The 24,604-nt window shown below is 70.1% G+C and carries 16 protein-coding genes; 13 read left to right on the top strand and 3 right to left on the bottom strand.

Translation table 11 applies throughout. From position 1 onward, the window contains the following. Positions 1 to 439 (bottom strand): hypothetical protein (locus tag AC08OO_RS01750; protein ID WP_476618166.1); only part of this gene is annotated, 439 nt, incomplete at its 3' end. Between the two features lie 1,338 nt (positions 440 to 1,777). Continuing rightward, positions 1,778 to 3,463: an isovaleryl-CoA dehydrogenase gene (locus AC08OO_RS01745; RefSeq protein ID WP_476609417.1), complete on the bottom strand. Its 1,686-nt coding sequence runs from the start codon at positions 3,461 to 3,463 to the stop codon at positions 1,778 to 1,780. 1,523 nt (positions 3,464 to 4,986) lie between these two features. Here AC08OO_RS01745 and AC08OO_RS01740 point away from each other — a divergent pair. Next, positions 4,987 to 8,853: a diguanylate cyclase domain-containing protein gene (locus AC08OO_RS01740; RefSeq protein WP_476609416.1), complete on the top strand. Its 3,867-nt coding sequence runs from the start codon at positions 4,987 to 4,989 to the stop codon at positions 8,851 to 8,853. A 264-nt stretch (positions 8,854 to 9,117) separates the two neighbouring features. Then, complete coding sequence (locus AC08OO_RS01735) at positions 9,118 to 9,879, top strand: SDR family NAD(P)-dependent oxidoreductase (RefSeq protein ID WP_476607241.1); 762 nt, start codon at positions 9,118 to 9,120, stop codon at positions 9,877 to 9,879. A 306-nt stretch (positions 9,880 to 10,185) separates the two neighbouring features. Here the strand turns inward: AC08OO_RS01735 and AC08OO_RS01730 are convergent, their stop codons facing one another. After that, positions 10,186 to 11,262: a thioesterase domain-containing protein gene (locus tag AC08OO_RS01730; RefSeq protein WP_476618165.1), complete on the bottom strand. Its 1,077-nt coding sequence runs from the start codon at positions 11,260 to 11,262 to the stop codon at positions 10,186 to 10,188. Positions 11,263 to 11,639: 377 nt separating this feature from the next. Here AC08OO_RS01730 and AC08OO_RS01725 point away from each other — a divergent pair, with 377 nt between their 5' ends. From AC08OO_RS01725 to AC08OO_RS01675, 11 genes are all read left to right on the top strand, one after another. Then, entirely contained in the window at positions 11,640 to 12,140 is a 501-nt protein-coding gene (locus AC08OO_RS01725) for a hypothetical protein (protein WP_476609414.1), read from the top strand. A gap of 323 nt (positions 12,141 to 12,463) precedes the next feature. Further along, positions 12,464 to 14,350 carry a hypothetical protein gene (locus tag AC08OO_RS01720; protein ID WP_476609413.1) on the top strand — a complete coding sequence of 629 codons (1,887 nt, stop codon included), beginning with the start codon at positions 12,464 to 12,466 and terminating at the stop codon, positions 14,348 to 14,350. Between the two features lie 194 nt (positions 14,351 to 14,544). Next, positions 14,545 to 15,708, top strand: a complete 1,164-nt coding sequence (locus AC08OO_RS01715; RefSeq protein WP_476609412.1) for a TAXI family TRAP transporter solute-binding subunit — start codon at positions 14,545 to 14,547, stop codon at positions 15,706 to 15,708. 131 nt (positions 15,709 to 15,839) lie between these two features. Next, positions 15,840 to 17,366, top strand: coding sequence for a serine/threonine-protein kinase (locus tag AC08OO_RS01710; protein ID WP_476618164.1), 1,527 nt, complete (start codon positions 15,840 to 15,842; stop codon positions 17,364 to 17,366). Between the two features lie 130 nt (positions 17,367 to 17,496). After that, positions 17,497 to 19,344: a protein kinase domain-containing protein gene (locus tag AC08OO_RS01705; protein WP_476609233.1), complete on the top strand. Its 1,848-nt coding sequence runs from the start codon at positions 17,497 to 17,499 to the stop codon at positions 19,342 to 19,344. A gap of 74 nt (positions 19,345 to 19,418) precedes the next feature. After that, positions 19,419 to 20,477 carry a class I SAM-dependent methyltransferase gene (locus tag AC08OO_RS01700; protein WP_476609234.1) on the top strand — a complete coding sequence of 353 codons (1,059 nt, stop codon included), beginning with the start codon at positions 19,419 to 19,421 and terminating at the stop codon, positions 20,475 to 20,477. Positions 20,478 to 20,617: 140 nt separating this feature from the next. Then, the gene (locus AC08OO_RS01695; RefSeq protein WP_476609235.1) at positions 20,618 to 21,097 is read left to right on the top strand and encodes an OmpA family protein; all 480 of its coding nucleotides are present in this window, start codon (positions 20,618 to 20,620) and stop codon (positions 21,095 to 21,097) included. Beyond that, positions 21,094 to 21,993, top strand: coding sequence for a hypothetical protein (locus tag AC08OO_RS01690; protein WP_476609236.1), 900 nt, complete (start codon positions 21,094 to 21,096; stop codon positions 21,991 to 21,993). The genes AC08OO_RS01695 and AC08OO_RS01690 overlap by 4 nt, the downstream gene beginning before the upstream one ends. 247 nt (positions 21,994 to 22,240) lie before the next feature. After that, the gene (locus AC08OO_RS01685; protein WP_011434820.1) at positions 22,241 to 22,726 is read left to right on the top strand and encodes a hypothetical protein; all 486 of its coding nucleotides are present in this window, start codon (positions 22,241 to 22,243) and stop codon (positions 22,724 to 22,726) included. Positions 22,727 to 22,861: 135 nt separating this feature from the next. After that, positions 22,862 to 23,938: a hypothetical protein gene (locus AC08OO_RS01680; RefSeq protein ID WP_476609237.1), complete on the top strand. Its 1,077-nt coding sequence runs from the start codon at positions 22,862 to 22,864 to the stop codon at positions 23,936 to 23,938. 86 nt (positions 23,939 to 24,024) lie between these two features. After that, positions 24,025 to 24,603: a tetratricopeptide repeat protein gene (locus AC08OO_RS01675; protein WP_476609238.1), complete on the top strand. Its 579-nt coding sequence runs from the start codon at positions 24,025 to 24,027 to the stop codon at positions 24,601 to 24,603. Position 24,604: the final 1 nt, after the last annotated feature.

The raw sequence follows: 24,604 nt of genomic DNA, 5'->3' as shown, positions 1-24,604 counted from the left end.
AATCACGGCCCCCGGCGGAATCTGGATCGCCTGAAGGGGCGACGAGGCGTGGCAACGTCCGTGCTCCGTCCGTTCCCGGGATGCCGGGAACGGGGTGGACGGGGTCGGGGTAGGTGGACCGGGTGGGGAAGGACGATCGGCTCTGCTCGCGGCGGCCCGCCCACCGGTCGTCGTCCCGATCGTCATCAGCCCTGGCCCGGACGAGCCGATCGGACGACGGTCGATCGGCCTGGATCAGCACGTCGCCCGGGGTGGGCCCGCCGGGCGCGGCGAGCCCGAAGGCGATGACCGCGACCGTGAATCCAGCCGCCGCGACCGTGCCGCTTCGCCGCCGGTCCAGAATTCCGGCCCAGCCGACCCGCCCACACAGGATGCCTGTGATACCGATCAGCATCACCATCACCGCAAGCAGAGCAATGATCATCGCAACCGCCGACATCGGGGCCCCCCAGGTCTCAGCATCAGCACGAGAACCCGAACCGTAACTCACTGAAAGTAACGAGACGAATACCAGAACGTCGTGTCGCCCTCCGTGTACCCGGAAAAGTGCGGCAGCCGACAACCTCGAGCGAGAACGCTCATCCGTCCGCCGGCCCGGCGGCGCCAGCCTGCCGGGCCGAGCCGGCCGGCTGTCCGGTCGCCCTGGGCGAGCCCTCGTTCGTGCGCGGCGGAGCGGACGGCGACTCCGCCGCGCTCGCCGACGGTCCGCTCGCCGACGGTCCACTCGCCGGCCTGGAGACGGACCGATCCCCCGGTTCCCTCGGTTGCCGCGATGCCCCCGCGCCACGACCCGTATCACTCGATCCAGGTGATCCGGGTGAGGGGCGACCGCCGTCGCGTGGTGTCGGGGCCGCGCTCTCGGCTCCTCGGTCGGACCCGGCTCCTCGGTCGGACCCGGCATGTCGGTCGGACCCGGCATGTCGGTCGGACCCGGCATGTCGGTCGGACCCGGCATGTCGGTCGGACCCGGCATGGTCGCGCCCGTCAGACTTCTGACCGGCGGTTCCGCGACCGCCGGCGGTTTCCCGGTCGTCCGGGCGGGTGTCGGGCCGACCATGCGCCGGCGGCGGGGTTCCCGCCGGCGATGTCCCCGTCGGCGATGTCCCCGGCGAGGACGTAGCAGACGGCAGCGCCGGCGTCTCCACCGGCGACGTCTCCACCGGCAACGTCCCCAGCTGCAACGTCCCCGACGACCGGCTGTCCGCGGGCGATGCCCATGGCGGCCAGGTGTCCCATGTGGGAGGACCCACCTGCTGGGGGCCGCCGCGGTCATCGGACGGCGCCGGACGACGTGCGGCCCTGTCCGCAGCCAGGTCCCGATCCGCATCGGTGTCCGCGGGCAACGTGGACCCGGGCTCGACGGACGTCGCGGACAGCACTGAAAGTGGCGATGCTGGCGTGGACGGTGATGGGGGAGTCGGTGCAGGCAGGACAGCCTGGCTCACGGGCAGGTCCGGATCGTTGCCGTCGCCGACCCCGACTCCTCGAGATGCGAGCAGCCCGAAAGCGACGAGCGCCGCGGATCCCGCACCGGCAACCGCGCCGGCCGTACGGCGGTTGGGGATCCACGCCCATTCCGCGCGTCCCCGCACCAGGCCGAGCGCGCCCGCGATCAATATCAGCCCGGCGACAGCCAAGCAGAAGAACACCATGGAACCCTCCAGGGCGCAGTCAGTCTCCACCCTAGGGGCACATCCCCCACCCGATGGCGCAGCATTGATTACGGAGAGTTTCTAGTACCTATCCGCCAAGGTCAGGAAACACCGAGCGAATCATCTCAGGCGCCCATCGGTGGAATTCTGCCGAGAATATTTGGCACATCAGCGGCATCGGGCAGGGTGCCGAAGGCCAGTCCCCCCTCACCGGCGACTCTCGTGGCGCAGAACGCGTCGGCCACGGCGCTCGGGGCGTAGCGCGCCAGCAAGGAGCCCTGCAGGACGACGGCAAGTCGCTCAACGATGCGCCGGGCGGCGAACTCCGCGTCCTCGGACCGGTTCAGGACAGCGCGCAACCGGGCCCAAGCCGCGTCCAGCCTGCGGTCCGCGCCACGTGCCGCGTCGATCTCCGTGGCGAAGGCGGCGAGGCTGGCCGGTTCCCGGGTGAGCGCGCGCAGCACGTCGAGCGCGTTGACGTTGCCCGAGCCCTCCCAGATGCCGTTCAGCGGCGCCTCGCGGTAGAGCCTCGGCATCCCGGACTCCTCCACGTAGCCGTTGCCCCCCAGGCATTCGAGCGCCTCGGCGGCCAGCGCCGGGGAACGCTTGCACACCCAGTACTTCGCGACGGCGATCGCCAACCGTCTGAACGCCTGTTCCTGACGATCGCCACGGGCCGCCCGGTCGACCGCGCCCGCCACCCGGAGCACCAGGGTCGTCGCGGCCTCGGACTCCAGGGCGAGATCGGCGAGCACATTGCGCATCAACGGAGCATCGATGAGCGGTCTCCCGAACGCGCGTCGGTGACGCACGTGGTGGGCGGCCGCCATGACGGCCGCACGCATCCCCGCCGCCGAGCCGAGGCTGGAGTCGAGCCGGGTCATCGCCACCATCTCGATGATGGCCCGGACCCCTGCGCCCTCCTCGCCGACCAGCCAACCGACCGTGTCATCGAACTCCGGCTCGCCACTGGCGTTACTGCGATTACCGAGCTTGTCCTTCAGCCGCGCGATGCGAAAGGTGTTGCGGACGCCGTCCGGAAGCACCCGTGGCACCCAGAAGCAGGACAGGCCACCGGGGGCCTGGGCCAAGACCAGGAAGACGTCGTTCATCGGGGCGCTGGTGAACCACTTGTGCCCCCGCAGCCGATAGGTCCCGTCGCCCGCCGGCGTCGCCGTCGTCGTGTTGGCACGGACGTCCGAGCCACCCTGCTTCTCCGTCATGCCCATGCCCGCCAGCAGGCCGGCCTTGCCCTCGGGTGGGCGCAGACCCGGATCGTAGACGCGGCTGGTCAGCAACGGTTCGTAGCGGGCTGCGAGCTCCGGGGCGGCGCGCAGCGCCGGCACCACGGCGTAGGTCATCGACACCGGGCACAGATGGCCCTGCTCGACGGTGCCCCAGACCAGGATGTCCGCGGCGCGGGCGACATGGGCGCCGGGACGCGGGTCGGCCCACGGCGCCCCGGCCAGGCCCTCCCGTACCGCGACCTCCATCAGGGCATGCCAGGAGGGATGGAAGTCCACCTCGTCAACGCGAAACCCGTAACGATCATGAGTGCGCAGTTGCGGCGGGAACCTGTTCGCCTCGTCGGCCTGGCGGACGGCCTCCTCGCTGCCGGCCAACCGACCGAGTCGATGCAGATCGTCCATATGCCAGCCGGCCCCCTCCCGCGCGAGGGCCGCCAGCAGCGCCGGATCGGCCGCCGCATCGTGCCCCACGAGGGGCGGAGGCTGGTTCGTCACCTCATGGGTCCGGGACGAACACGTCCCGGGAACCGCCGTTGTCCGGTTGACGGTGGTCGGCGAGATCACCGGCCCTCCTCTCGACAGTGCCGCACATCGACCTCGGCCGGGCCGCACATCGACCTCGGCCGGGCCGCACATCGACCTCGACAGTGCCGCACATCGACCTCGGCCGGGCCGCACATCGACCTCGACAGTGCCGCACATCGACCTCGGCCGGGCCGCACATCGGCCTCGACAGTGCCGCACATCGACCTCGGCCGGGCCGCACATCGACCTCGACAGTGCCGCACATGAGCCGAGCCGCGTTCGGGCGGAACCGCGTCCGAGCACGGCCCGTCGGCACTGGTATGAAGCGTGCCACTCCTGGCCGCGTCGGACCAGTCGCATCGCGCGCTCTCGCTGGATCCACGGGCCGTGTACCCGGTGGTGCCGTGCGGATCACGGCCACGCCGAAGAAGATCCGCTCCCGCGGCGAAGGCCCACGGCGGACCAGAAACGATCCCTGCCGCCGGCCCCGAACAGGTGGGCTGTTCCCGGCCAGCGTCCAGCTATTGCGCCCAAAGGTTTTTACACATTCGGCATCCAACGCCGGGACGATGTCGTCGCGCCCTGACGTCCGGGCACCAGGCCGGATCGAGAACCGGGTAATCGACCGGTGGCCGCGTCCGGGCGAAGAAATCCGCACGCTCCGGCCCACCCGAGACGCGGTGAATCTCCGGACCGCCGTCCAGGTTAGAATGCCGTTTACCGTTAAGCCAGCCACCGGCGGAACGGATCGGAAGCAGCGGACACACTGCTCAACCAAGCCGCCCCGCGCCCTCGCCGACGCCTCGACGAGGAGCCGGCGAGGCAGGAAGGGACGGTCACGCGCTCCTATTCACCCGGCGGTCCCGCTGCCACGAAGCCCCGCCGACTCGAGCAACGCACGCGGTGAGCAGATGATCATCTTTCGCGATACTCGATCGGGCTAGACCGGCCGGGCGTTACGGAGAGTATTGAATAACGCCGAAGGGAACGAGAAGCATGCGGGGGGCCGGTCGCGGGCGGTACCAACATCACAGCTCCCCAGCTCCAGCCAACAGCACCCAGTGCTATACATAGCGTTATACGTAGTAACCCGCAGTCGAGTTGATGTCGCCCATCGACCGACCATCCAAGCCTTAAAGTATTCAGAGCGACACCTCTAGTAGTCGAATCATTCTCGATCGGCAATCTCCTCCATCCCGCGAACGCGCCGGGTCACCCAGCCCAATACGCCGGTCCGTGTCGGCACAAGCGGTGGAGTTCTGTCACGGGCGGCGGCCGGTGAAACTCGTGGCACAGATACTCGTATGCTCACCCACTACCGGGATGATTCGACGGCACGGAAAACAGAAAGTCTTCACTCACGGTAAGATCCGTCGAGTCCGGGCACGGTTGTCGGACGGGGCATATAGATGATCAGAGGTGGCCGAATCGGTGGGCGGCAAGCGCCCGGGCGAGTCACGGCCGCAATCAGAACCTCGGCGGCCCGGGCCGGATCGCGACTCCGGCGGCGATTCATCCACCCGCTGATCGTCGGACTACTCACGGTTGCGGTCCTCGGTACCATGGCAATCTGGACGGGCTCCGATCTACTGAGCCGGGAGAAGATCGACCGTCTCAACGAACGTTCCCAGCTGGTCAAGCGGCTCGCGCAGTGGGCGGCGATCGTCGATAACCCGGCGGCGATGCAGTCCGCGACCGATCGGACGCCCTTCCAGCCCGGTGACCCCCTGGGAAACGAAGCCCTGCTCCCGCAGCTCCAGATCGCTCACTCCGGCGATGTCATCCGGGTGGTTGTGCTGCTCGACACCGCGGGCCATACCACGGCCTCCTATCCACGGGGGAACTCCATAGTCCCCGCCGACCTGGGGCAGGCCTGGTCCGCTGCCTGGTCCGGGGTTCCCGCGGTGTCCCCCGTCTTCGCCCTCCACGATGGCCGCGTCAGAGCAACGGTGGTTCCCGTCGGCCGTCCGCGGCCCTGGGCCGTCCTGGTCGCCGTGTCCACCGAAGAGTCCAACCTCCAGTTCACCAACGGGATCACGGCCCTGCTCGGGGTCGGCCGGGGCAGCATGTCGACGGTCGGCCCGGACGGGGTACCGATCGCATCCACCGAGCCGGGCATGCTGGGTCGGCAGGTCCTCTCGACCGCCGATCTCTCCCGCTCCCACGCCCAGCGTGGTGGTGCGCGGATCTGGGAGACGACCGAGAACGGCAAGAGGATCACGAACATCACGGCGGTGCAGCCGACGACGGGGTACCTGACCTACTTCCGGCAGGCCACGGACTCGCTGAACGCCGACCTCCGGGCCCGACGGAACCAACGGAATCTGACGTTGCTGGCCTTCGCGCTGACGTCGGTCCTGAGCATCGTCTTCGTCGGCCTGCTGCGAGAGACGGCGGCTCGGCGCTCCCGGGCCGGGCTGTGCGCGTTGTTCGCGGCGGCCCATGACATCGTGCTGACAACCGACCTCACTGGACGACTCACGTTCATCAGCCCCGCGATCGTCCCGTTGCTCGACCATTCCCAGGAGACCTGGCTCGGGCGCAAGGTCGCGGATCTGGTGCACCCGGACGACGCCCACCGGCTCGTACGATTGATCGAGAACCCCGCTGCCGGGTCCCTGCTCAACATTCGGATGACGGCGGCGGACGGCGCACCCCGGTGGTTCGACGTCGCGACCCGCCACCTGTCCACCCGGGATGGATCCGGCGAAGTGCTGATCACCTGCCATGCGGTCGGTAAACGGAAGCAGTTGTTGGACCAGCTCGGCTATCAGGCGCGCCATGACGTACTCACCGGACTGTGTAACCGGACCGCCTTCGAGGAGCAGCTCGAGGATGCCCTCGCCGCGACTGGGGGCGTCGCGGTCCTGTTCATCGACCTCGACAGCTTCAAGCCGGTCAACGACACCTTCGGCCACGCGGCCGGCGACCGGGTGCTGCAGGTCATCAGTGGACGGATCCGAACAGTGCTGGGCCCCGACGATGTCGCCGGGAGATTCGGCGGCGACGAGTTCGGGGTCCTGCTGCGGCGCACGAACGAAATCGCCGCTCGCACCATGGCCGGTCGGGTCATCCGCGCGGTACGGGAACCGATCCTCGTCGACGGCTACGAGGTCTGCGTCGCCGCAAGCGTCGGAGTAGCGCTGGCCGTCAGCCGGCCCAGCCATTCCGGGCGGCTGCTGCGCGCGGCCGACGAGGCCATGTACAAGGCCAAGCAGGCTGGTCCGGGACGATATGCCATGGCGGACCCCCCAGCGGCCGAGACCACCACGGTGGAGCCCGCGGTGACCAGGCCCACCGCCGTCCAATGCACGCCGGCCGAAACCGCCACGCTCAAAGCGCCCGCACCGTCCGCGTCTGTGCTCCTCGCCACCGACCGGATCATGCCGCGGTCCCCGGTCACCCGACCGCGCTCGATGTCCTTCCCAGCCTTGCCCGGATCCCCAGGCGCATCCGGATCGTCACCCGCGGGCCGGACCGGGCATCCGCTGTCTCCTCGACGCTGGCGGACAACCGTGCGCGAGCAGCTGGGGCGAGCCATCCCACTGCTCGTGCTGGGGACCGTCATCCTGGCCGCCACGGCGGTCACCCTGGAGATCGAGAATGCCAACCGGCGGCGAGACGAGGCCCAGCACATCGCCGAGACCCACTCCCTCGTCCTCCGTCTGGCCGAGTATGTCGCGGACCTGGGTCAACCCGTGCGCCTGATCGACCCGATCTCCAGACTTCCCTGGTCGCTGACCGAACCCGCTGTCGACCAGCGGGTGCTGGCGTCGGTCTCCCGGTCGGCGCTCACGGGCCCCGACACCGTTCTGGCACTGGTCGATCTCGACGGCAGGCCGACGGCGGTCCAACCCACCGGCGCAACAATCCCGTTCCCCCCACGGGACCGGATCTGGGCTCTCGCCCGCACCAGCGGAATCAACATCCCTGTTTTCCACCTGGGCGATCGGGTTCGGGCGTACAGCATCGTGCCGATCGTGCGGGACGGACGCAGCGCCGCGTTTCTGTTCATGGGTAGACCGGGAGCCGGGATGCCGGGAGCCGAGATGGTCCGCGTTCTTGGCGGCGGGGGTACCGGGACGAGCGGCACCGGAGAGGACACCCGGATCGTCATCGTCGACGAGGCCGGGCGCATCGCCCTGTCCGACGATCCGTCCGCGGTCGGGATCGCCATGATTGACGGCACGGAGCTGCGATCAATCAAGCCAGGCCAGAGCCAGCAGGTGACGGTGCGCAACGGCGGCGGTCACGTCGCCGTTGCCGCCGCGATCCCCGGCCATCCCACGTGGGGGTACCTCATACTGCAACAGGACGGCCCGCTGCCGCGCGACCCGCGAGACAACCATGCCGTCGGCGATCTGCTGCTGCTCGGCATTGTGACCGTCACGTTCTCAGGCCTGACAAAAATGATCTTCCGGGGAGAGCAGGCGGTCCGGCGCGACCGGGCGCGGCTGCAGACCCTGCTGCACGAGTCGCACGACATCATCGTCAACCTGGACCGTGCGGGCCGGCCGACCTTCATCAGTTCGGCGGTCGAAAGCCTGCTCGGCTACCCGGTCAAGGCCATGATCGGGCTGCCGCTCATCGACCTGGTCCATCCCGAGGACCAGGCTGCGACGCGGGCCTTCCTCGCGGACCGGCAGCGTGGTGGACCGGGGTCCCTTCTGGACGTCCGCATGCGGACGGTTAACGGCGACCATCGCTGGTTCGACATCGAGGCCGGCGCCTGGCGGCCCGCGTCCGGGCCGGGCCGCTTCGACGGTGGTGTCCTGCTCACCTGCCACGAGATCAGCGAACGTCGTCAGTTGCAGGAGCAGCTACGGAAACGTGCCACCCACGACCCGTTGACCGGCCTGCCGAACAGGGCGGCGCTTACCGAATTCCTCGATCAACTGGCTCGGGAGCGGACTCCGTTCGCGGTTCTACTCATCGATCTGGATGACTTCAAACCGATCAACGACACGTTCGGTCACCAGGTGGGCGACGATGTGCTGTGCACGGTCGCCACTCGGTTGGCCGGCGTCCTCGCCCCGGGCCCGTCGGTGGCCAGCGCGGGACCGGTCGAGCCGATCGGTCCCGCGCTGATAGATCCCGAGATGATCGGTCCCGAGATAATCCGACCGGAAGCACATGCTGGGCAGGCGTTCCGACTCGGCGGTGACGAGTTCGTCATTGTGCTGCCCGGGGCCGACTCCCTGACGATGCGCCAGACCGAGCAGCGGGTGCGCGAGTTCGTCGAGGCACCCCTCACCGTGGCCGGCAACACCCTTGTGGTCAAAGCAACGATCGGCCTGGCGTCCTCGCAGGCCGTCGGGGGCGCCGGCTCGCACAGTCCCGAGAGCGTGGTCCGGCACGCCGATACGGACATGTACGAGGCGAAGACAAGCGCCCGGGCCCGACGCTCCATCTCCCCCGCGGCGCGATGACCTCCGCTCTCCCGAGGCCCTCGGTCGCCCTGTCGACGTGCGCGGGATTGTCGCGCTTCACCACCGGTGAGGTCGAAGTAACCGACACGTCGTCAGTACCCCCCGACCCACAGATCACACGTTCCGGAACACGTTTGCCGGCAGCCTGGTAGGGCCAGCCGCCGGGACCTGCAAGGATGGCGGCGCGGGAAGCCCGGATCGCTCGCCGGCCCGGGATGGGATCCATGATCAGGCGCGAGCCGCCTTATCGTGAAGGAGCACGCCATGTCCGTATTGGGCCGTTTCCGATTGGACGGTCGGGTCGCCGTCGTCACCGGGGCGTCCTCTGGTCTCGGGGTGGACTTCGCCCGGGGCCTGGCCGAGGCCGGCGCGGACGTGGCCCTGGGCGCACGCCGGGTCGACCGGCTCACCACCACCGCCGAGTTCGTGGAGAAGGAGGGCCGCCGCGCCCTGCCCGTCGCCACCGACGTCACCGACCCCGCTTCCTGCGAACACCTTGTCGCCGCCGCGATGGAGACCTTCGGCCGGGTCGACATCCTGGTCAACAACGCCGGGATCGGCACCGCCATCCCCGCGCTCAAGGAGACCCCGCAACAGTTCCGCTCCGTCATCGACGTCAACCTGGGCGGCTGCTACTGGATGGCGCAGGCGGCGGCGCGGGTCATGCGACCCGGCAGCAGCATCGTTAACATCTCCAGCGTTCTCGGTCTGACGACCGCCGGCCTGCCGCAGGCGGCCTACGCGGCGAGCAAGGCCGCACTCGTCGGCCTCACCCGTGATCTGGCCCAGCAATGGACCGGCCGACGCGGCATCCGGGTGAACGCGCTGGCGCCGGGTTTCTTCCACTCTGAGATGACCGCCGCGTACCAGCCCGAGTACCTCGGGACCCAGTTGCCGAGGGTCCTCGGCGGACGCTTCGGTGAACCGGAGGAACTGACCGCGGCGCTGCTCTTCCTGGCCTCCGACGCCGGCAGTTTCGTCACCGGGCAGACCCTTGCCGTCGACGGCGGTTTCACCATCACCTGAGCCCTCCGTCCATATCGTCCGACTCGCCAGGAACGATCGTCCTACTCGCCAGGAACGCCCGCCGATCAGGTCTCGAGCGGCATGAGTTCGGCGGCGAAGGCGTCGAGGAAATCCGGCCATCCGCCGGGTGTCGTGACCGGATGAACGACGAACTTACTCATCCCGGCGGCAAGACATTCGGCGATCAACGAACGCGCCGCGTCACACCCGACCGGGAGGAGTCGCTCGGGGTCGACCTGCGGGTAGCGCCGCCGCAGTGCGGCAAACGTCTCCGCGGGCGGCGTGGGGATGGCGGTCCGCAGGAGATCAGACCCGGCGGCCGTCGATGCCGGGCACCGTCGCCAGCTCGTGGCGCAGCTCGGCCACCACCCCGGCGACCAGCGGTTCCCGCAGGACGCCGCGGTGGTCCCCACCGATCCGGCGGATCGCGGCGGGTCCGGTCAGGACGCCCCGCCAGGCCTCGATCTCGTCGTGGTCGTCGGCGAGCCAGACCGTCGTCCGGCCATCGTAGGTGCGGGGGCGGTAGGTCATCGTCAGAATGCGCCCCTGGTTGTAGAAGACGTCGTACTGGTGGATCCCCCGGAAGCGGACCACGCCGGCGAGCGGCAGCTCGACGAGTTGGCGCAGGCGGTCGACCACCACCCGCGGGGTCAGCGTGGGCCCATCGTCGGCGGCGAGTGGGCCGATCCCCCGACCGGCGTCGGGCGGCGCTGGGGAGTCCGGATGCGCTCCCTCCAATTGACTGGTCGGCACGATCGCCCCGGATCGGGTCAGCCGCGAGGTACCCGGCAGATAGGTGTCGATCAACGACAGCAGGCCGACCTCGTGGCCCGCCTTCCGGAGGACCTGCGCGGCCTCGAACGCGATCAGTCCGCCGAAGGAGTGCCCGGCCAGCAGGTAGGGACCCGTCGGCTGGAGAAGACGAATCTCTCCCACGTGCCGCCGGGCGGCGGCCGACACCGACCAGTCGGGGACGCCCCGCCGTTCCAGGGCGTGCGCCTGCATCCCGTAGACTCGCCGTTCGCCCGCGAAGTACCGGGCGAACGGGAGCAGACCGATCGCCGGCCCACCAGCCTCCGGGAAGCAGAACAACGGGGTGCCGGAACCGTCGGGCGTCAGCGGCATCACGGTGGGATGCCCGACGGACTCGCTCTGCCGGGCGGCCCACACCTCGGCGAACGCGGCGGGCGTCGGCGCCTGGGCGACCACGGAGCTCGGCAGCCGGACCCCGAACTCGTCGCACAGGGTCGCCACCAGCTCCTGCGCGGTCGCCGCATCACCGCCGAGATCGGTGAAGTCGTCATGCAGACCGACGGTCTCGAGACCGAGGACGCGGGCCCACAGCAGGGCCGCGGCCACCTGGTACGGATCGGCCGCAGACATGCCCGGCAACGACATCACCCCACAGGACTAGGCGAAGAGCACATTGAACACCACCGGTGGAGATCATCGACACGCCGACCAGGAGTTCGTGGGAACCAGTGGTTGCGGCCCGCGGCGCTGCGCCTGGTTCCGCTGGTCGGCCCGCCCCCGGAGGGAGGGCCCGTACCCCGATGGGGTGCCTGCTACCCGCCGGGGGCATTGACGGCTACCCGCCGGGGCATTGACGGCTCGGCATCGGGCGCTCAACGTAGACGTGTGGGTGATGTGGGCAGACCGGAACGGATCGTCGAAGACGAGCCGATCAGCTTTCCCGATTCCGAGCCGCTGACCATCCCGGTCCCGGCCGCGCCGGAACCGGACCTGGAACCGGTTCCCGGGTGAGCCTGCTCGGCTGGCGGCAGTGGGCGGTGGACGCGCGCGGCCAGCTACGCCCTGCCTGGACGCCGTGGTCGCCGTTTCCACCCGGGTTGCTGCTCTGGCGCGCCGACGGCATGACCGAGGCACATTGCCTGCGCACCCGCCGGCCGGACCGGGACGGCGAGCCCGGCGAGCCCGGCGCGGGCCACGAACGGGTCCCGGACGAGCACTGCGCCTGCGGCCTGTATGCCTGGCGGGACCCGAGCATCCTGGCCACCGCCCGCCCGCCCCGCTGGACCTCCCTGCCGTACGTCGTCGGAGTGGTCCGGCTCGGGGGGCGGGTCATCGTCGGTGAACGGGGCTATCGCGCGGAGCGCGGCTATCCCGTCGCCGTGCTTGACCGCGACGGCGTCGTCTCCGACGACTACGCCGTTGCGCGCTATCGCAGCTACGCCGCGTTGGTGGCGGAATGGGCGGATCCGAGCGCCACGCCCCGCGGCCAGGACCGGGCAGCCGGGTAGTACCGCGCACCACACCGGAACGGCCCGGACAGCCCAGCACCGGACAGCCCAGCACCGGACAGCCCAGCACCAGGAACCGCCGGACCCGCGAGAACGAACGCGGTCCCGGAAAACCGGCGAGGGTTTCCGTAGCCGGCTGAGGAACTCTCCCTCGGCGGGTATCTCTCCCTGTGCCGCGTCGCGGGCGAACCGTCACCCCACACCGCCAAATCATCACGTTATGTAGCTGCAGAGGCAATCAGGGCGACTATGGTCGTGAACGCCCCGTACATCCCGTCCGCAGGGGGCGGATCGGGGTCTACGGGCACACGAGGGGGGCCGTCGTGACGCAATCCGAAACCGCTGGGGCCGCCAAAGGCATCTCCGGTCACGGTACCGATCATGCTCCCGGCCACGGTGCACGCCCGGCGCCGGAGATCCGGTCCTGGCGGATCCAGGTTCCTCCGCCGCTGTTGGTCGCGGTGGGATACCTGGCGGTGGCCATCGGCATCTTCCACTCCGCTTGGGGGAATCTCGGGAACGTCTCCTACGGCGGCAACGACGCCATGCTGTTCGCCTGGTTCCTCGGCTGGACGCCGCACGCGCTCGCCGACGGGCTCAACCCGTTCCTGACGCACCACATCAACGCCCCCGACGGGGCCGACGTCCTGTGGAGCACACCCGTGCTCCTACTGGGCGCGCTGGCCGCACCGATCACGCTGCTGGGCGGCCCCGTGACCACGCTGACGGTGCTACTGACTCTGGCGCCCGTGATCAGCGGATTCGCCCTGTTCTGGGTGCTGCGCCGATGGGTACGTCCGGGACCAGCGGCGCTGGCGGGCCTGCTGTACGGCTTCGGACCGTACATGATCGGTGCGTCCTACGGTCATCTGCATCTGACCTTCGCGCCGTTCCCACCGGTTCTCCTGCTGCTCCTCGACGATCTCGTGGTCCGCGGGCGGGGGCCGCGGCGCACCGGCGTCCTGCTCGGTCTGGCGATCATCGCCCAGGCGCTGATCGGCGAGGAGCTGCTCGCCACATCTGCGCTGACAGCCACGTTCGGCCTTGTGATCCTCGCCGTACGTCATCGCGATCGGATCCGATCGCGGCTACGACCGGCCCTGACCGGCCTCGCCACGGCCGGCGGGGTCGCCGCGGTCGCGCTCGCCTGGCCGCTGGGCACCCAGTTCCTGGGTGCCCAGCGGATCCATGGCTCGATCCAACCCGATGGAATCGCCGTGACGGATCTGCTGACCTTCGTCACGCCGACGCCCATGCAGGCCGTCGCCCCGGACGGCGCGCTGCGCCACAGCCTCGGTTTCACGGGGAACGCGGTCGAGGTCAGCGGCTACCTGGGCGCTCCACTGATCGTTCTGATCGTCGTGGTCGTCGTCGCAACGGGCGGCGCGCGCCGGCCTCCGCTGGTCGGGGTGTTCGCTCCGCTCGGCGTGGTCATGGCCGTGCTCTCACTCGGTGGTCACCTGCATGTCGACGGCCGGGGCACCGGCGTTCCCCTCCCGTGGCGGCCCCTTCAGCACGTGCCGGTACTCGGCAACGTGTTGCCCTCCCGCCTGGCGTTATACGTGATGATGTGCGCGGCCATCGTGGTGGCGACCGGGCTTGACCAGCTGGCGTCGGACCGGACGGTGCCCGCCGATCCGGACCCCGGCCGGGAGATCCCCGCTCGGGTCCAGGCCAGGACCGTCCGGCTGGGAGCCGGCCTGCTGACACTCGCGGCCCTGGTGGCGCTCGTCCCCGCCCCGATGCTCACCACGTCGATGACGACGCCCGCGTTCTTCACCAGTGACGGGGTGACCCTGATTCCGCAGGGTGCCACCGCACTCGTCGTCCCCTTTCCCCATCCCCAGAACGCCGAGGCCATGCTGTGGCAGGCCAGGGCGAACTTCCGGTTCGTCATCCCCGGCTGCTACTGCACCGTCCCCGGGCCCGATGGCCGGGCGGCGTTCCACAGCCCGCCGGACGCGCTGACGTCCGCCCTCATCGACATCGACAACGGCGCGACGACCGCCGCTGCCATGTCGGGATCGCCGCGGCTGCGGGCGGCCTACAAACGGCTCGCCCCGGACGCCGTCGTGCTGGGACCGGCGCGGCGGACTGCCGAGCTACGCACGCTGCTGCGCGAACTCGTCGGCGCGGCTCCCAGCCGGGTCGGCGGGGTCGACCTGTGGCTCCCAGGCCGGGAAGCCGGGCGTTGGCCTCGCCACCGGTGACCCCGTGTCGTCCACCGGACAAGCCCGAAGGCCCGCCGGGAATCGCGCTCCGGAAGAGTTTCCGAGAAGCTGGTAGGCGGGCGCTTTACCACCGCACCCCCGGCCGTGAACCTGCTCTGCCGATTCCTCTACGATTTCCCGCATTCCGCGACCATGGTCGTCAATGATCCACATCCCAGAGCGGAGGATGCGCGGTGTCGACGGACCAACCGGCCGGGTCCCGGCCGGAAAGGCTGACCCGACGGCAACGCCTCACCGTGGTGATCGGTGTGGTTCTCGCCGTCGCCGTCGTCACTTTGCTCATTACCACGTCCGATCGTTCCAGGGCTGCCGCCTGGCCGCCAGCGGGCCGATCCGCCTGCACTTCGGTACAGATCTTCACTGGCAGTGTCGGGTCACCCTACAACCAGTTTGCCCGGGTACTGCGGACCCGGTTGCAAGCCGCCCCGGAACACTTCGACGTGGACGTCGTGGAAACGGCGGGTTCCACGGAGAACATCTATAACCTGGAATCACCCGACAGCCGCGTCTGCGGGTTGGCGATCGCGCAGCTCAACACGACGGTCGACGCGGCGGAGGGGGTCAACCAGTTCGATCCGAACCGCGGTGGCCACCCGGTGGCGGGTCTGCGCACCATCGGCCCCGTCCATCAGGACCTGCTGCACGTGATCGTGCGCGACCCCACCAGCAGGTCGGATGACGTCGACATCACCCGCTTCGCCGATCTCTGCCACCGACCCATCGCCGCCGGCCGGCCGGGATCGGGGGTCCGGCAGATCAGCGAGGTGCTCCTGCGGGTGGCCCTGTCCGAGGACTGCCGCGGCGAACTGGACGAATCCTCCATCGACGAGGCCCTGCGCGGCCTGTCCGCCGGGAAGGTGGACGCGGTGGTCTGGGCGGGCGGAGCCGGAACCCGGCAGATCAAGAACGCCATCGCCGGTGGCGCCAGGCTGCGCCTGCTCGACCTGTCCAGCTACCAGGACGGCATCACCGCCGACTGGGACCAGTTCTACCGGTCCCGCGGGCACTTCTTCGCCGGGCCGGTCTTCGGCACCGGAAGCCTCGGGCCCGACGACTACCGGGGGATCTCGCCGGTCCGGACCATCACGATCCCCAACGGCCTGCTCGCCCATGCGGACGCCGATCCGGTGCTGGTCAGGCGGGCGACCGCCGAACTGTTCCGGGATCCGCAGGACTACGCGAAGGAGCTGTGGGGCGACAACCCCGGAGGACGGACGGTCCCGGACGCGCTGTCCGTCTACGAAGGCCCACTTTTCTGCTATATACCGCTGCATCGGGCCGCCGCGGAGTACTACGTTCGGAGATTCCGACGGCCACCGGGCTGTGGTGCGACGTGACAGCGCCACCAACGTGACAGCGCCACCAACGTGACAGCGCCACCAAAGGCAGTGCCGCCGGAGACGGCACTGTCCGAGACAGAAGCGCCGGGGACAGGGACGCCGGGGACAGGGACGCTCGAGGACCAGCCGTGCTACGACCACTGAACGACACCGACCCACGAGTGATGGGGCCCTATCGCCTGCACAGTCGCATCGGCGCCGGCGGCATGGGCGTTGTTTACCTGGGATTCGGACCGGACGACCAGCCCGTCGCGGTGAAGGTGCCGCACGAGGTGCATGCCAGTGACCCCGAGTTCCGTGCCCGCTTCCGTTCCGAGGTCTCGGCTGCCCGGCATGTGCGAGCCGACACCGTCGCCCGGGTGATCAGGGCCGAGGTGGACGGGCCGAAGCCCTGGCTCGCGACCGAATACGTGGCGGGCCCCACCCTGCACGCCGCCGTCCGGGAGGGCGGCCCGCTCACGGGCCGCCCTCTGGATGGGCTCGCGATCGGTCTCGCCGCGGCCCTCGATGCGATCCACGCCGCCAGCGTGGTGCATCGCGACCTCAAACCGGCGAACATCGTGATGTCCTGGGCCGGTCCCAAGGTCATCGACTTCGGGGTGGCCCGGTCGGCCGACTACACCGGCTACACCCAGGCGGGCGAACTCGTCGGGACCGTGGTCTGGATGGCCCCCGAGCAGATCAACGGCCAGCAGGCGGGATCGGCCGCGGACGTCTTCGCCTGGGGATGCTGCGTGGTCTTCGCCGCGACCGGGCGGCGGCCCTTCCGCGGCGAGGCGCCGGAGATCGTGGCGCTGCACATCAGCTCGACCGAGCCGGAGCTCGACGGCGTGCCCGAGCGGCTGCTCGGTCCCGTTCGTCAGGCCCTGACGAAGAACCCCGGGCACCGGCCCTCCGCCGGCGAGCTCGTCCGCCTGCTCACCCAACGGCTCTCCCCCGAGGAGACGGCCGACGCCAGCAACGACGTCCCCCCGGTCACGGGTGCGGAACCGAACCGCGAGCAGACCCGGCCGACCCCGAATCCCGGCCCGCCGGCAACCCCTCCCCCCACGCCCTCATCCGTCCCGACGCCGCCATTCCCCGCAGTCGGGCCCGCGCATCCGTCACGGCCATCCCCGTCCTCGTCACGGCCATCGGTCCTGACCGCGCTGCTCGCCCTGACCGGTCTGGCCGCCGCGGTCGGGGTCTGGGCCGCCGGAACCGAGCGGACCGGCCATGCCGTCGTGGGGCCGGTGGCCGCCGCGATAATCGGCCTCATCTGCGGACAAACGATCTTCCTGGGCGACCGGCGGATCGGTGTCCTGATGACCGTGGCCGCGGCGGTGAGCGGGTCGGGGATCGGTCTGCTGCTCGCGCGCGTCCTGGATGTTGACGAGCCGAATCGCGTGCTGCTGTCGGTCGCCGGCGCCCTGATCGTCGCCACGGCCTTCGCGGGCGCCATGGCGCCGTCCCGGCCGGCCCCGGGGGATCGGCCTGGAACCGACGGGCCGGGTGAGCCGGTGGGGTCACACCGGCTCCTGGAACCGACCCACCCGGCATCCCGTACGAACACCGGTGGGGAAGCCGGCGCGGACGCCGCCGGGGCGACCCTGCGCCTGCACGGCGCCGCGGCCCCCGGCCAGCACCTCGTGCCGGAACGCCCCGACCCGTCCTGACCGACCCAACCCCGGCCCAGCCCGGGGTCACCCGACCCGACCCCGGCGAGCGGGCTGCTCGGCAGCGTCTCGATATTTCCGTCCACCTGGGAAGCTGTCCTGCGACAATGGAGGAAGCCAAGGGGGTGTCGTGGCTACCGTTCCGGTAGGCAACCGTATGGTGGCGGGCCGATACCGACTCGTCGCGCGGCTGGGTGCGGGTGCGATGGGGACGGTGTGGCGTGCCTTCGACTCCGTGCTGGAGACCGAGGCGGCCCTCAAGGAGATCGAGTTCGCCGGCGGAGTCGCCGAGGCCGAACGCGCGGGCCGGGTCGAACGCGCCCTGCGGGAGGCGCGCCATGCGGCCAAGCTTCGCGGCCATCCGCATGTCGTCACCATCCTCGACGTGCTCCTGGAAAACGGCCTGCCCTGGATCGTGATGGAGCTCGTGCCGTCCCGGTCCCTGTTCGAGGTGGTCCGGTCCGACGGGCCCCTGCCCGTTGCCGAGGTCGCCCGGATCGGGACCGCGGTGCTCGACGCCCTCGTCGCGGCACGGGCGCATGGCATCGTTCACCGTGACGTCAAGCCGTCGAACGTCCTGATCGGGACCGATGGACGGATCGTGCTCACCGACTTCGGCATCGCCACCGGCGACGGCGACCCGACCCTCACCGTCACCGGTGTCCTCGGGACCCCCCTCTACATGGCGCCGGAGCGGCTGAACAACCAGCCCGCCACCTTCGAGGCGGACCTGTTCAGCCTGGGCGGCACGCTGTACTTCGCCGTCGAGGGCCGGCCGCCGTTCGAGCGGGACACGTTCGGCGCGATGCTCGCGGCCATCCTGCTGCACCCGCCCGCCCAGGCGCACCGGGCCGGCGAGCTGGCCGCGGTGCTCGACGGCCTGTTGGAGAAGGACCCCGGCCGGCGGATGACCCCGGCCCGGGCGCGCGAGCTGCTCGCCCGGGCGGCCCAGGCCGATCCGCAGCGTCGGGCGGCCCACGTTGACGAGCTGTCCTGGCATCCAGGGCCCACCGCCAGAGCGGCGCCCAGCCAGGTGCCCAGCGGACACGTCGATCCCGGCGCGCCGCAGACCGGCCATCCTGCCGCCCCGACGGAGCTCACCGCGGTGGAGCAGGACGGCGCGGTCCTGCTCCGATGGGAACCATCGACCACGCAGGGCGCCTCCTACCGGGTGTCGCGTGTTCTTGTCGACCCCACGGCCCCCGGCGGCCGCCGCGAACGCAGCCTGGGCATCACCACGGCCACCGAGCTGTTCGACGCCGGCGTGCCCAGGGGCGTCCCGCACTGGCACGAGGTGGTCACCACGGTGTCCGGCGAATCCGGCCAGCTGCGGTCCGTACCGGTCCGCACCCCGACCCGCACGCTCTTCCCGCCCGTCACGGCGCTGCGGGCGAGCATGATCGACGACGCGGTCGCGCTGTCCTGGCGACCGGTTCCGGGGCAGGGCTGCATCGTCATCGAACGGACCTTCGCCGAGACCTCCCCGCTGTCGGGCGCGAAGCGCCGGTTCCGCGGATCCGACGGCTATTTCCTCGACCAGGACACCGCACCCGGCGCGATCTACCGCTACCAGGTGTGGGTCGCCGGAGCGGACGCCTCGGATAGTCTCGTCGCCCCGTCGGGTGCCGCGGAGGTACTGGTGCGGGTCGTCGCACGGCCGCGCGCGGTGGTGGATCTGGAGGCCCGTTCCACCCTGGGCGGCACCGTCCTGCGCTGGACGACCGTGCCCGGAGCGATCGTGCGGATCTACGTGACCGAGGTTCCCGAGCAGGCCGGGCTGGTCGGTACCGGCCCCTTCGGCCCGGCCGACCACGAGGTGGGCGTGGGGTCGCTGGAGGGCCGGGCCCGTCTTGTCGGGGAGAGCCGCCGCGGACGTCTCGTCGACCGCAACTCCGCCGGCATGGTGGTGTACACGCCGGTCACCATCACCGAGGACCGCGCGGTGATCGGCGCGGCCGTCACCCATCACGCTCCGTAAACAGGCCCCGGTCGTGACCTGAACGCCCATCCCGAGCGGGGTGGCCGCGGGTCCGGATGCCAGCATGGGTCACCGTGGAAAGTCCAGACAACATCGCCGACAGCACCGGCACAATCGACAGCATCGGCACCACCGGCCCGACCGACCACACCGGCCCGAGCCACACCGGCCCGAGCCACACCGGCCCGAGCCACACCGGCCCAAGCCACACCGGCCCAAGCCACACCGATCAGGACGGTTCCGCGCCGCTGCCGGCCTACGGCTACCGTGACATCGACCCGGGCACGGCCCGCCGGGCGAGCCGCTTCTACTGGGACGATGCCGCGGCGGACTACCAGTCGGAGCACGGCGACAGCGACTTCTGCTGGTGCCCGGAGGGACTGCGGGAGTCCGAGATCGGGTTGCTCGGCGACGTCGCCGGCAAGGTGGTCCTGGAAGTCGGCTGCGGCGGCGCGCAGTGCGCCCGCTGGCTGCGCGGGCAGGGCGCCCGGGTGGTGGGATTCGACCTGTCCGGCGGTCAGCTGGACCAGGCTCGCGCGCTCGGGATCCGCACCGGTATCGATGTGCCACTCGTCCGGGCGGACGCCACGGCGCTCCCGTTCGCGGCCGCCAGCGTGGACGTGGCTTGCTCGGCGTTCGGCGCGGTCCCGTTCGTCGCCGACAGTGGCACCGTGATGCGGGAGATCGCCCGGGTGCTGCGGCCGGGCGGCCGCTGGGTGTTCTCCACGACCCATCCGTTCGTCTGGTGCCTGCCGGATGACCCGGACGAGAACGGCCTGCGGGTCTTCCACAGCTACTTCGACCGACGCGCCTACACCGAGCACGACGAGCAGGGCAGCGCGATCTACACCGAGACACACCGCACGATGGGCGACCGGGTCCGCGAGATCGTCGCCGCGGGATTGATCCTGCTCGACGTCATCGAGCCGGAATGGCCTCCTGGCCAGGAGCGGGCCTGGGGGCAATGGGGACCGATCCGGGGCGGATACGTCCCCTCCACCTCGATCTTCGTAACCCAGCTCCCTTCCGGGGCCTCGGGTGCCGATCAGCATGGATGCGGCGCGCACCAGGCCACCGACTCAACGCCGCGACGGGCTGACACACTATGCGAACAACGCCCCAGGGTGCGGTGAGACGGCCCGATCCCCCCCGTTATGGTGAGCCCCGGATTCGCCGTTAGGGGCAGACCGTGTATCACGCTCACTCCACACCCGGAGATGCCACGTTCAGGCGACGCGGCAATCCGGCCGTCCGCACGTGCGCGGGCGTGGTCATGACAGCGGCGCTGGGACTCGTGGCCGGGTGCTCCTCCAGCGGCGGCGACACCGCCTCGTTCGCTCCGGCGCCACGGGCCACCCGGATCGCGCCCGCCGTCGCGGCTGATCCGTTGCCACCGTTGAGCAAGTTCATCACCCAGCCGGACGGCAGCCAGGTGACGACGGTCAGCGCCGACTACCTGTTCGACTCGAACAGCAGTGAGCTCCGGAGGGAGGCCGTGACCGCGTTGGGGCAGATTCTGCCGTCGATCCGTGAACACCCCGGCCACATCGCGGTCATCGGGTACAGCGATGGGCTGGGTCGGACCGAGGACAACCTGCGGCTGTCGCAGGATCGCGCCAAGGCGGTCGAGTCGTGGCTTGCGGCTCAGGGCATCCCCGGCTCGGTGCTGGAGGTCGAGGGCAAGGGCGAGGAAGGCGCGCAGGACGGCGTCGCCGACGCGAGCCGGCGCCGAGTGGAGATCGTGCTGCGATGACGAGCAATGTTCCCGTCGCTGTTCCCGTCGCTGTTCCCGTCGCTTCCACGGCGGCGACCGAGGATGCGACCGAGGACGATCTGATGGTTGCCGGGCCGCGGCGACGGGCCCGGCGCAGGCTGCTCGCCGGCCTGGTCGCGGCGACGCTGCTCGCGACGCCGATGCTCACCGCCTGCAACACCGGCGGTCTGCTGGGCAGGGCCGACGCCTCCGCTCCGTTGGACTGCACCCGATACCAGGAGAAGGCCCCGGACAACGGCGCACCCCTGCTACTGATCCTTCTCGACCTGTCCGACAACTCGCCCGAGACGGCCGGGCGGGTGACCGCCCGGACCCAGCCCTATCTCGACACCGCGCTGAAGAACGGCGAGTACATCCGGCTGGTCGCCAGCGGCGGCGGCCCGATGACCTACTCGGACTGCTTCCACGGTGATCGGATGTTCCAGATCACTCGGAACAACGACCGACGCGAGGAGAAGGACCGGCTCGCCGCGTCGAAGGTGCTCAGCCAGGAGATCGACCACATCGTCCAAACCGAGCGGGTCAGCCCGAAGGGCAGCGTGACGGGCCTGCTCGCCGGCATCAACGACGAGATCAACGCCGTCCGTTCCACGCCCGATGTGAAGGTCAACGAGGTGACCGTGCTGGTCTGGACGGACCTCCTGGGGACCGGCCAGGAGTCCGACTGCCTCAACGTCGACGGTAAGAAGGCCTCCGTGTCGATCGCCGAGGCACTGGTCAAACGGTGCTTCGAGACACGGCAGATCACCTCCGTCGGAAACGACGGGGTGCGTTTCATCGGCGTCAACGAGGGATCAGCGGACCGCCCGCAGCAGGACCTCGCCCGTTACCTCAAGGGCGAACTGTGCCGACGGATCAGCAGTGACTGCAGCTAGGACGGCCCCGCCCCGGCCGGACACCCGGCGTCATCATCCTCATGCCCCCGACCAGCCCGGCCCCATCGAAAGCGGCACTGCACTGACCACCCTCACCGCCACCTCAAGTCCGGCCGCGACCGTCGCCGGAGCACCCGAGTTCCCGGAACACCCCGTCCGCATCCGCCGCGGCGCGCACCACGCCGACACGTCCGAGCCACTGATGATCGCGACAGCACCGGTGGAAACCCACGCAAGGAGGCGACCCATGGGTGTTCTTCACGAGCCCGAGGAGCAGCATTTCAGCCCGGCCCTCATGCGCTCGACGGTCGTGATCACCAGCTGCCTGCTCATGCTCGCGGTGCTGGAGATCTGGGTCTGGCTGACCCTGTCGTCGCCGTTCGCGAAGGTCTCCGTCACCGGCTCGATGATCGTGACCGCGCTCAGCTTCTTCATCACCGGGAACACCTTCCGACTGCGCGACATCCGCCGCCGTGTGGGCAACCAGGCCCGGGCCGGCCGGATCGCCCCGATCGACGCGCTGTCCAGGCTGCCGCCGCGGGAGACCATCCAGCGACGGTTCCTGCTGGGGGCCGTCGGTGCGGTCGTCGGGGTCGGCACGCTCGTACTGACCATGGTCTTCTCCGGTGACGAGGCCCAGGGTGCGCGCGAGGCGATGGTCGCCTCGGTGCTCGGCATCGTCTGCGCCATGCTCTGCTTCGTCGGCGGCACCTTCGCCCGTCCAATCGACTGACCGGCCGACCACGCCAACCACACCGACCAGCAGCCGACGAGGCCGACAACTCCGTGGAACCTCTCGTCGAATGTCCCGTCGAACCCGTCCGGTCGAACCCGGAAGGACCGAGATCGGAAAGTAGGAACCTCCAAGGTGCTGCGTAGGGGAAACCAGCCAGGGCGTCTGGCCAAGCAGCTCATCCGCCGGGTGGGAGACGCCGACATTGCGCTGGCGGGCGCCGAGACCCGCCCGAAGGTCCTCAAGAGCCTCGAGGACGCGGAGGTCCAGGAGGTCCGCGCCGCGGTCCGGGCTGACGGACGGACCCTGGAAGAGCTGATCGCCGAGCTCCGGATGGAGATCGACTCCCGGGCCGAACGCCGAGAGCGGCGGACCGAGCTGATCAAGAACAAGGTCGAGCAGGGCCGGCTGTGGCGCAGCGTCGGGGTGCAGGAACGCATCCCGCAGATGGCACTGGCGGGCCCGGCCCGGGCCGCGGTGCTGACGGTGCTCGCGGCGCTGGACTTCTACGTCTTCGCCCAGTCCTACGCCGTCCTCGCCGACGTCGGCGGGTACGGGCCCGAATGGTGGCTGGGCGGCCTGCTGGGGGTCGCCGTGTTCATCGCCGGGGTGGCGCTCGCCCACGGCATCAAGGCGTCGATCCTCGCACGGGCCCAGAAACAGATGCTCGCCGACGCCGACGCGGGCCGGTTCAAGATCGATCCGGAGATCCGCGAGCAACTGGTGGAGTCGAAGTCGTCGCCGCTGGCCTTGACCCTCACCACCGCGATCTTCCTGCTGCTGTCCATCGCCGGCGTGCTGGTGCGCACCCAGGGATCGGCCAGCGAGAGCACCGGCGGCGCGGTGATCCTGTTCCAGGCGTTGATCCCGCTGGTCGCCGTCGCGGTCGAGCTCTACCTGCACGACCCGACGGAACGGGACGAGCCGATGCCCAACATCGTCGACCGTCGACTCGAACGGCGGCTGGCCAAGGCCGAACGGCGGCTGCGCATCGTCGCGGCCCAGGTCGAGGCGAAGGTCTCCAGGATCGAGAAGCTCTACCGGGTCGAGGAGGCCATCCTTGACGTGGAGCAGAAGGACATGGGCCTGCGGCACACCACCGACCTCGTCCTCGGCGGTGGCCACATCCCGACCGTCCCGACGAATGGCCGGGTCGCCGAGGTGGACCGCGAGCAGTTGGAGAAGACCCTCAAGATGGCCCGTCGATCCTGATCCGGCTGACGGGTACCATGTGAGACCGCCATCGAAGAGCACGCCGCCCGCGTGCCGGCCCCACAACCAGGGGTGACAATATTCCCATGCTTTCGGATGACGGCCTTTCGGATGACGACGTAGACGAGATCGTCTTCAAGGCCGCGGGAAACGGCGACCATCGCGGCGCGGCAGCCACTCTGGAGGTCCTGGCCGAACGGAGCGAGACGCACGGCGAACGCGTCACCCGGGCATCCCTGCTGGTCGACGCGGGCAGCCAGTACGGGCTCGCGGACGACTGGGACGAGGCGATCCGCTGCTACCGGGCGGCGGTGGCGGACGGCGGCGAGTGCCCGGTCGATCCCCGCGTCTGGCTGCATGACGGCCTGCTGCGCAACGGTCAGCAGGACGACGCGGCCGCGCTGCGGGCCGAGCTGAAGGCGTCCCGGTCGGTCGATCCGGGCGTCTACGAGGCCGTGGCCGAGAGCCTGGAGTCAATCGGCCTGCTCACCGACGCCCACGCCTGGTTCACCATGGGCTACCACCGCTGCGAGCACGCCACGGTCCCCGACTTCATGCTCGATCTCCTGCTGGTCGGCCGGCGGCGGGTGCGCGTCGCCCTCGGTTATCCGATGGACGATCTCGACGAGGTGGCCGAGGACTACATGGAGACGGTCGGCGGCTGAT

The organism is Frankia sp. CeCAU1 (genome assembly GCF_977971845.1).
The sequence above is the reverse complement of the archived record's forward strand: the minus strand, read 5'-3'. Positions and strand labels throughout refer to the sequence as shown.

Coding starts and splice junctions, on each gene's coding strand:
- AC08OO_RS01690 (WP_476609236.1), top strand. CDS start 21,094: ATGACGAGCAATGTTCCCGTCGCTGTTCCCGTCGCTGTTCCCGTCGCT.
- AC08OO_RS01730 (WP_476618165.1), bottom strand. CDS start 11,262: ATGTCTGCGGCCGATCCGTACCAGGTGGCCGCGGCCCTGCTGTGGGCC.
- AC08OO_RS01740 (WP_476609416.1), top strand. CDS start 4,987: ATGGCAATCTGGACGGGCTCCGATCTACTGAGCCGGGAGAAGATCGAC.
- AC08OO_RS01735 (WP_476607241.1), top strand. CDS start 9,118: ATGTCCGTATTGGGCCGTTTCCGATTGGACGGTCGGGTCGCCGTCGTC.
- AC08OO_RS01685 (WP_011434820.1), top strand. CDS start 22,241: ATGGGTGTTCTTCACGAGCCCGAGGAGCAGCATTTCAGCCCGGCCCTC.
- AC08OO_RS01695 (WP_476609235.1), top strand. CDS start 20,618: ATGACAGCGGCGCTGGGACTCGTGGCCGGGTGCTCCTCCAGCGGCGGC.
- AC08OO_RS01675 (WP_476609238.1), top strand. CDS start 24,025: ATGCTTTCGGATGACGGCCTTTCGGATGACGACGTAGACGAGATCGTC.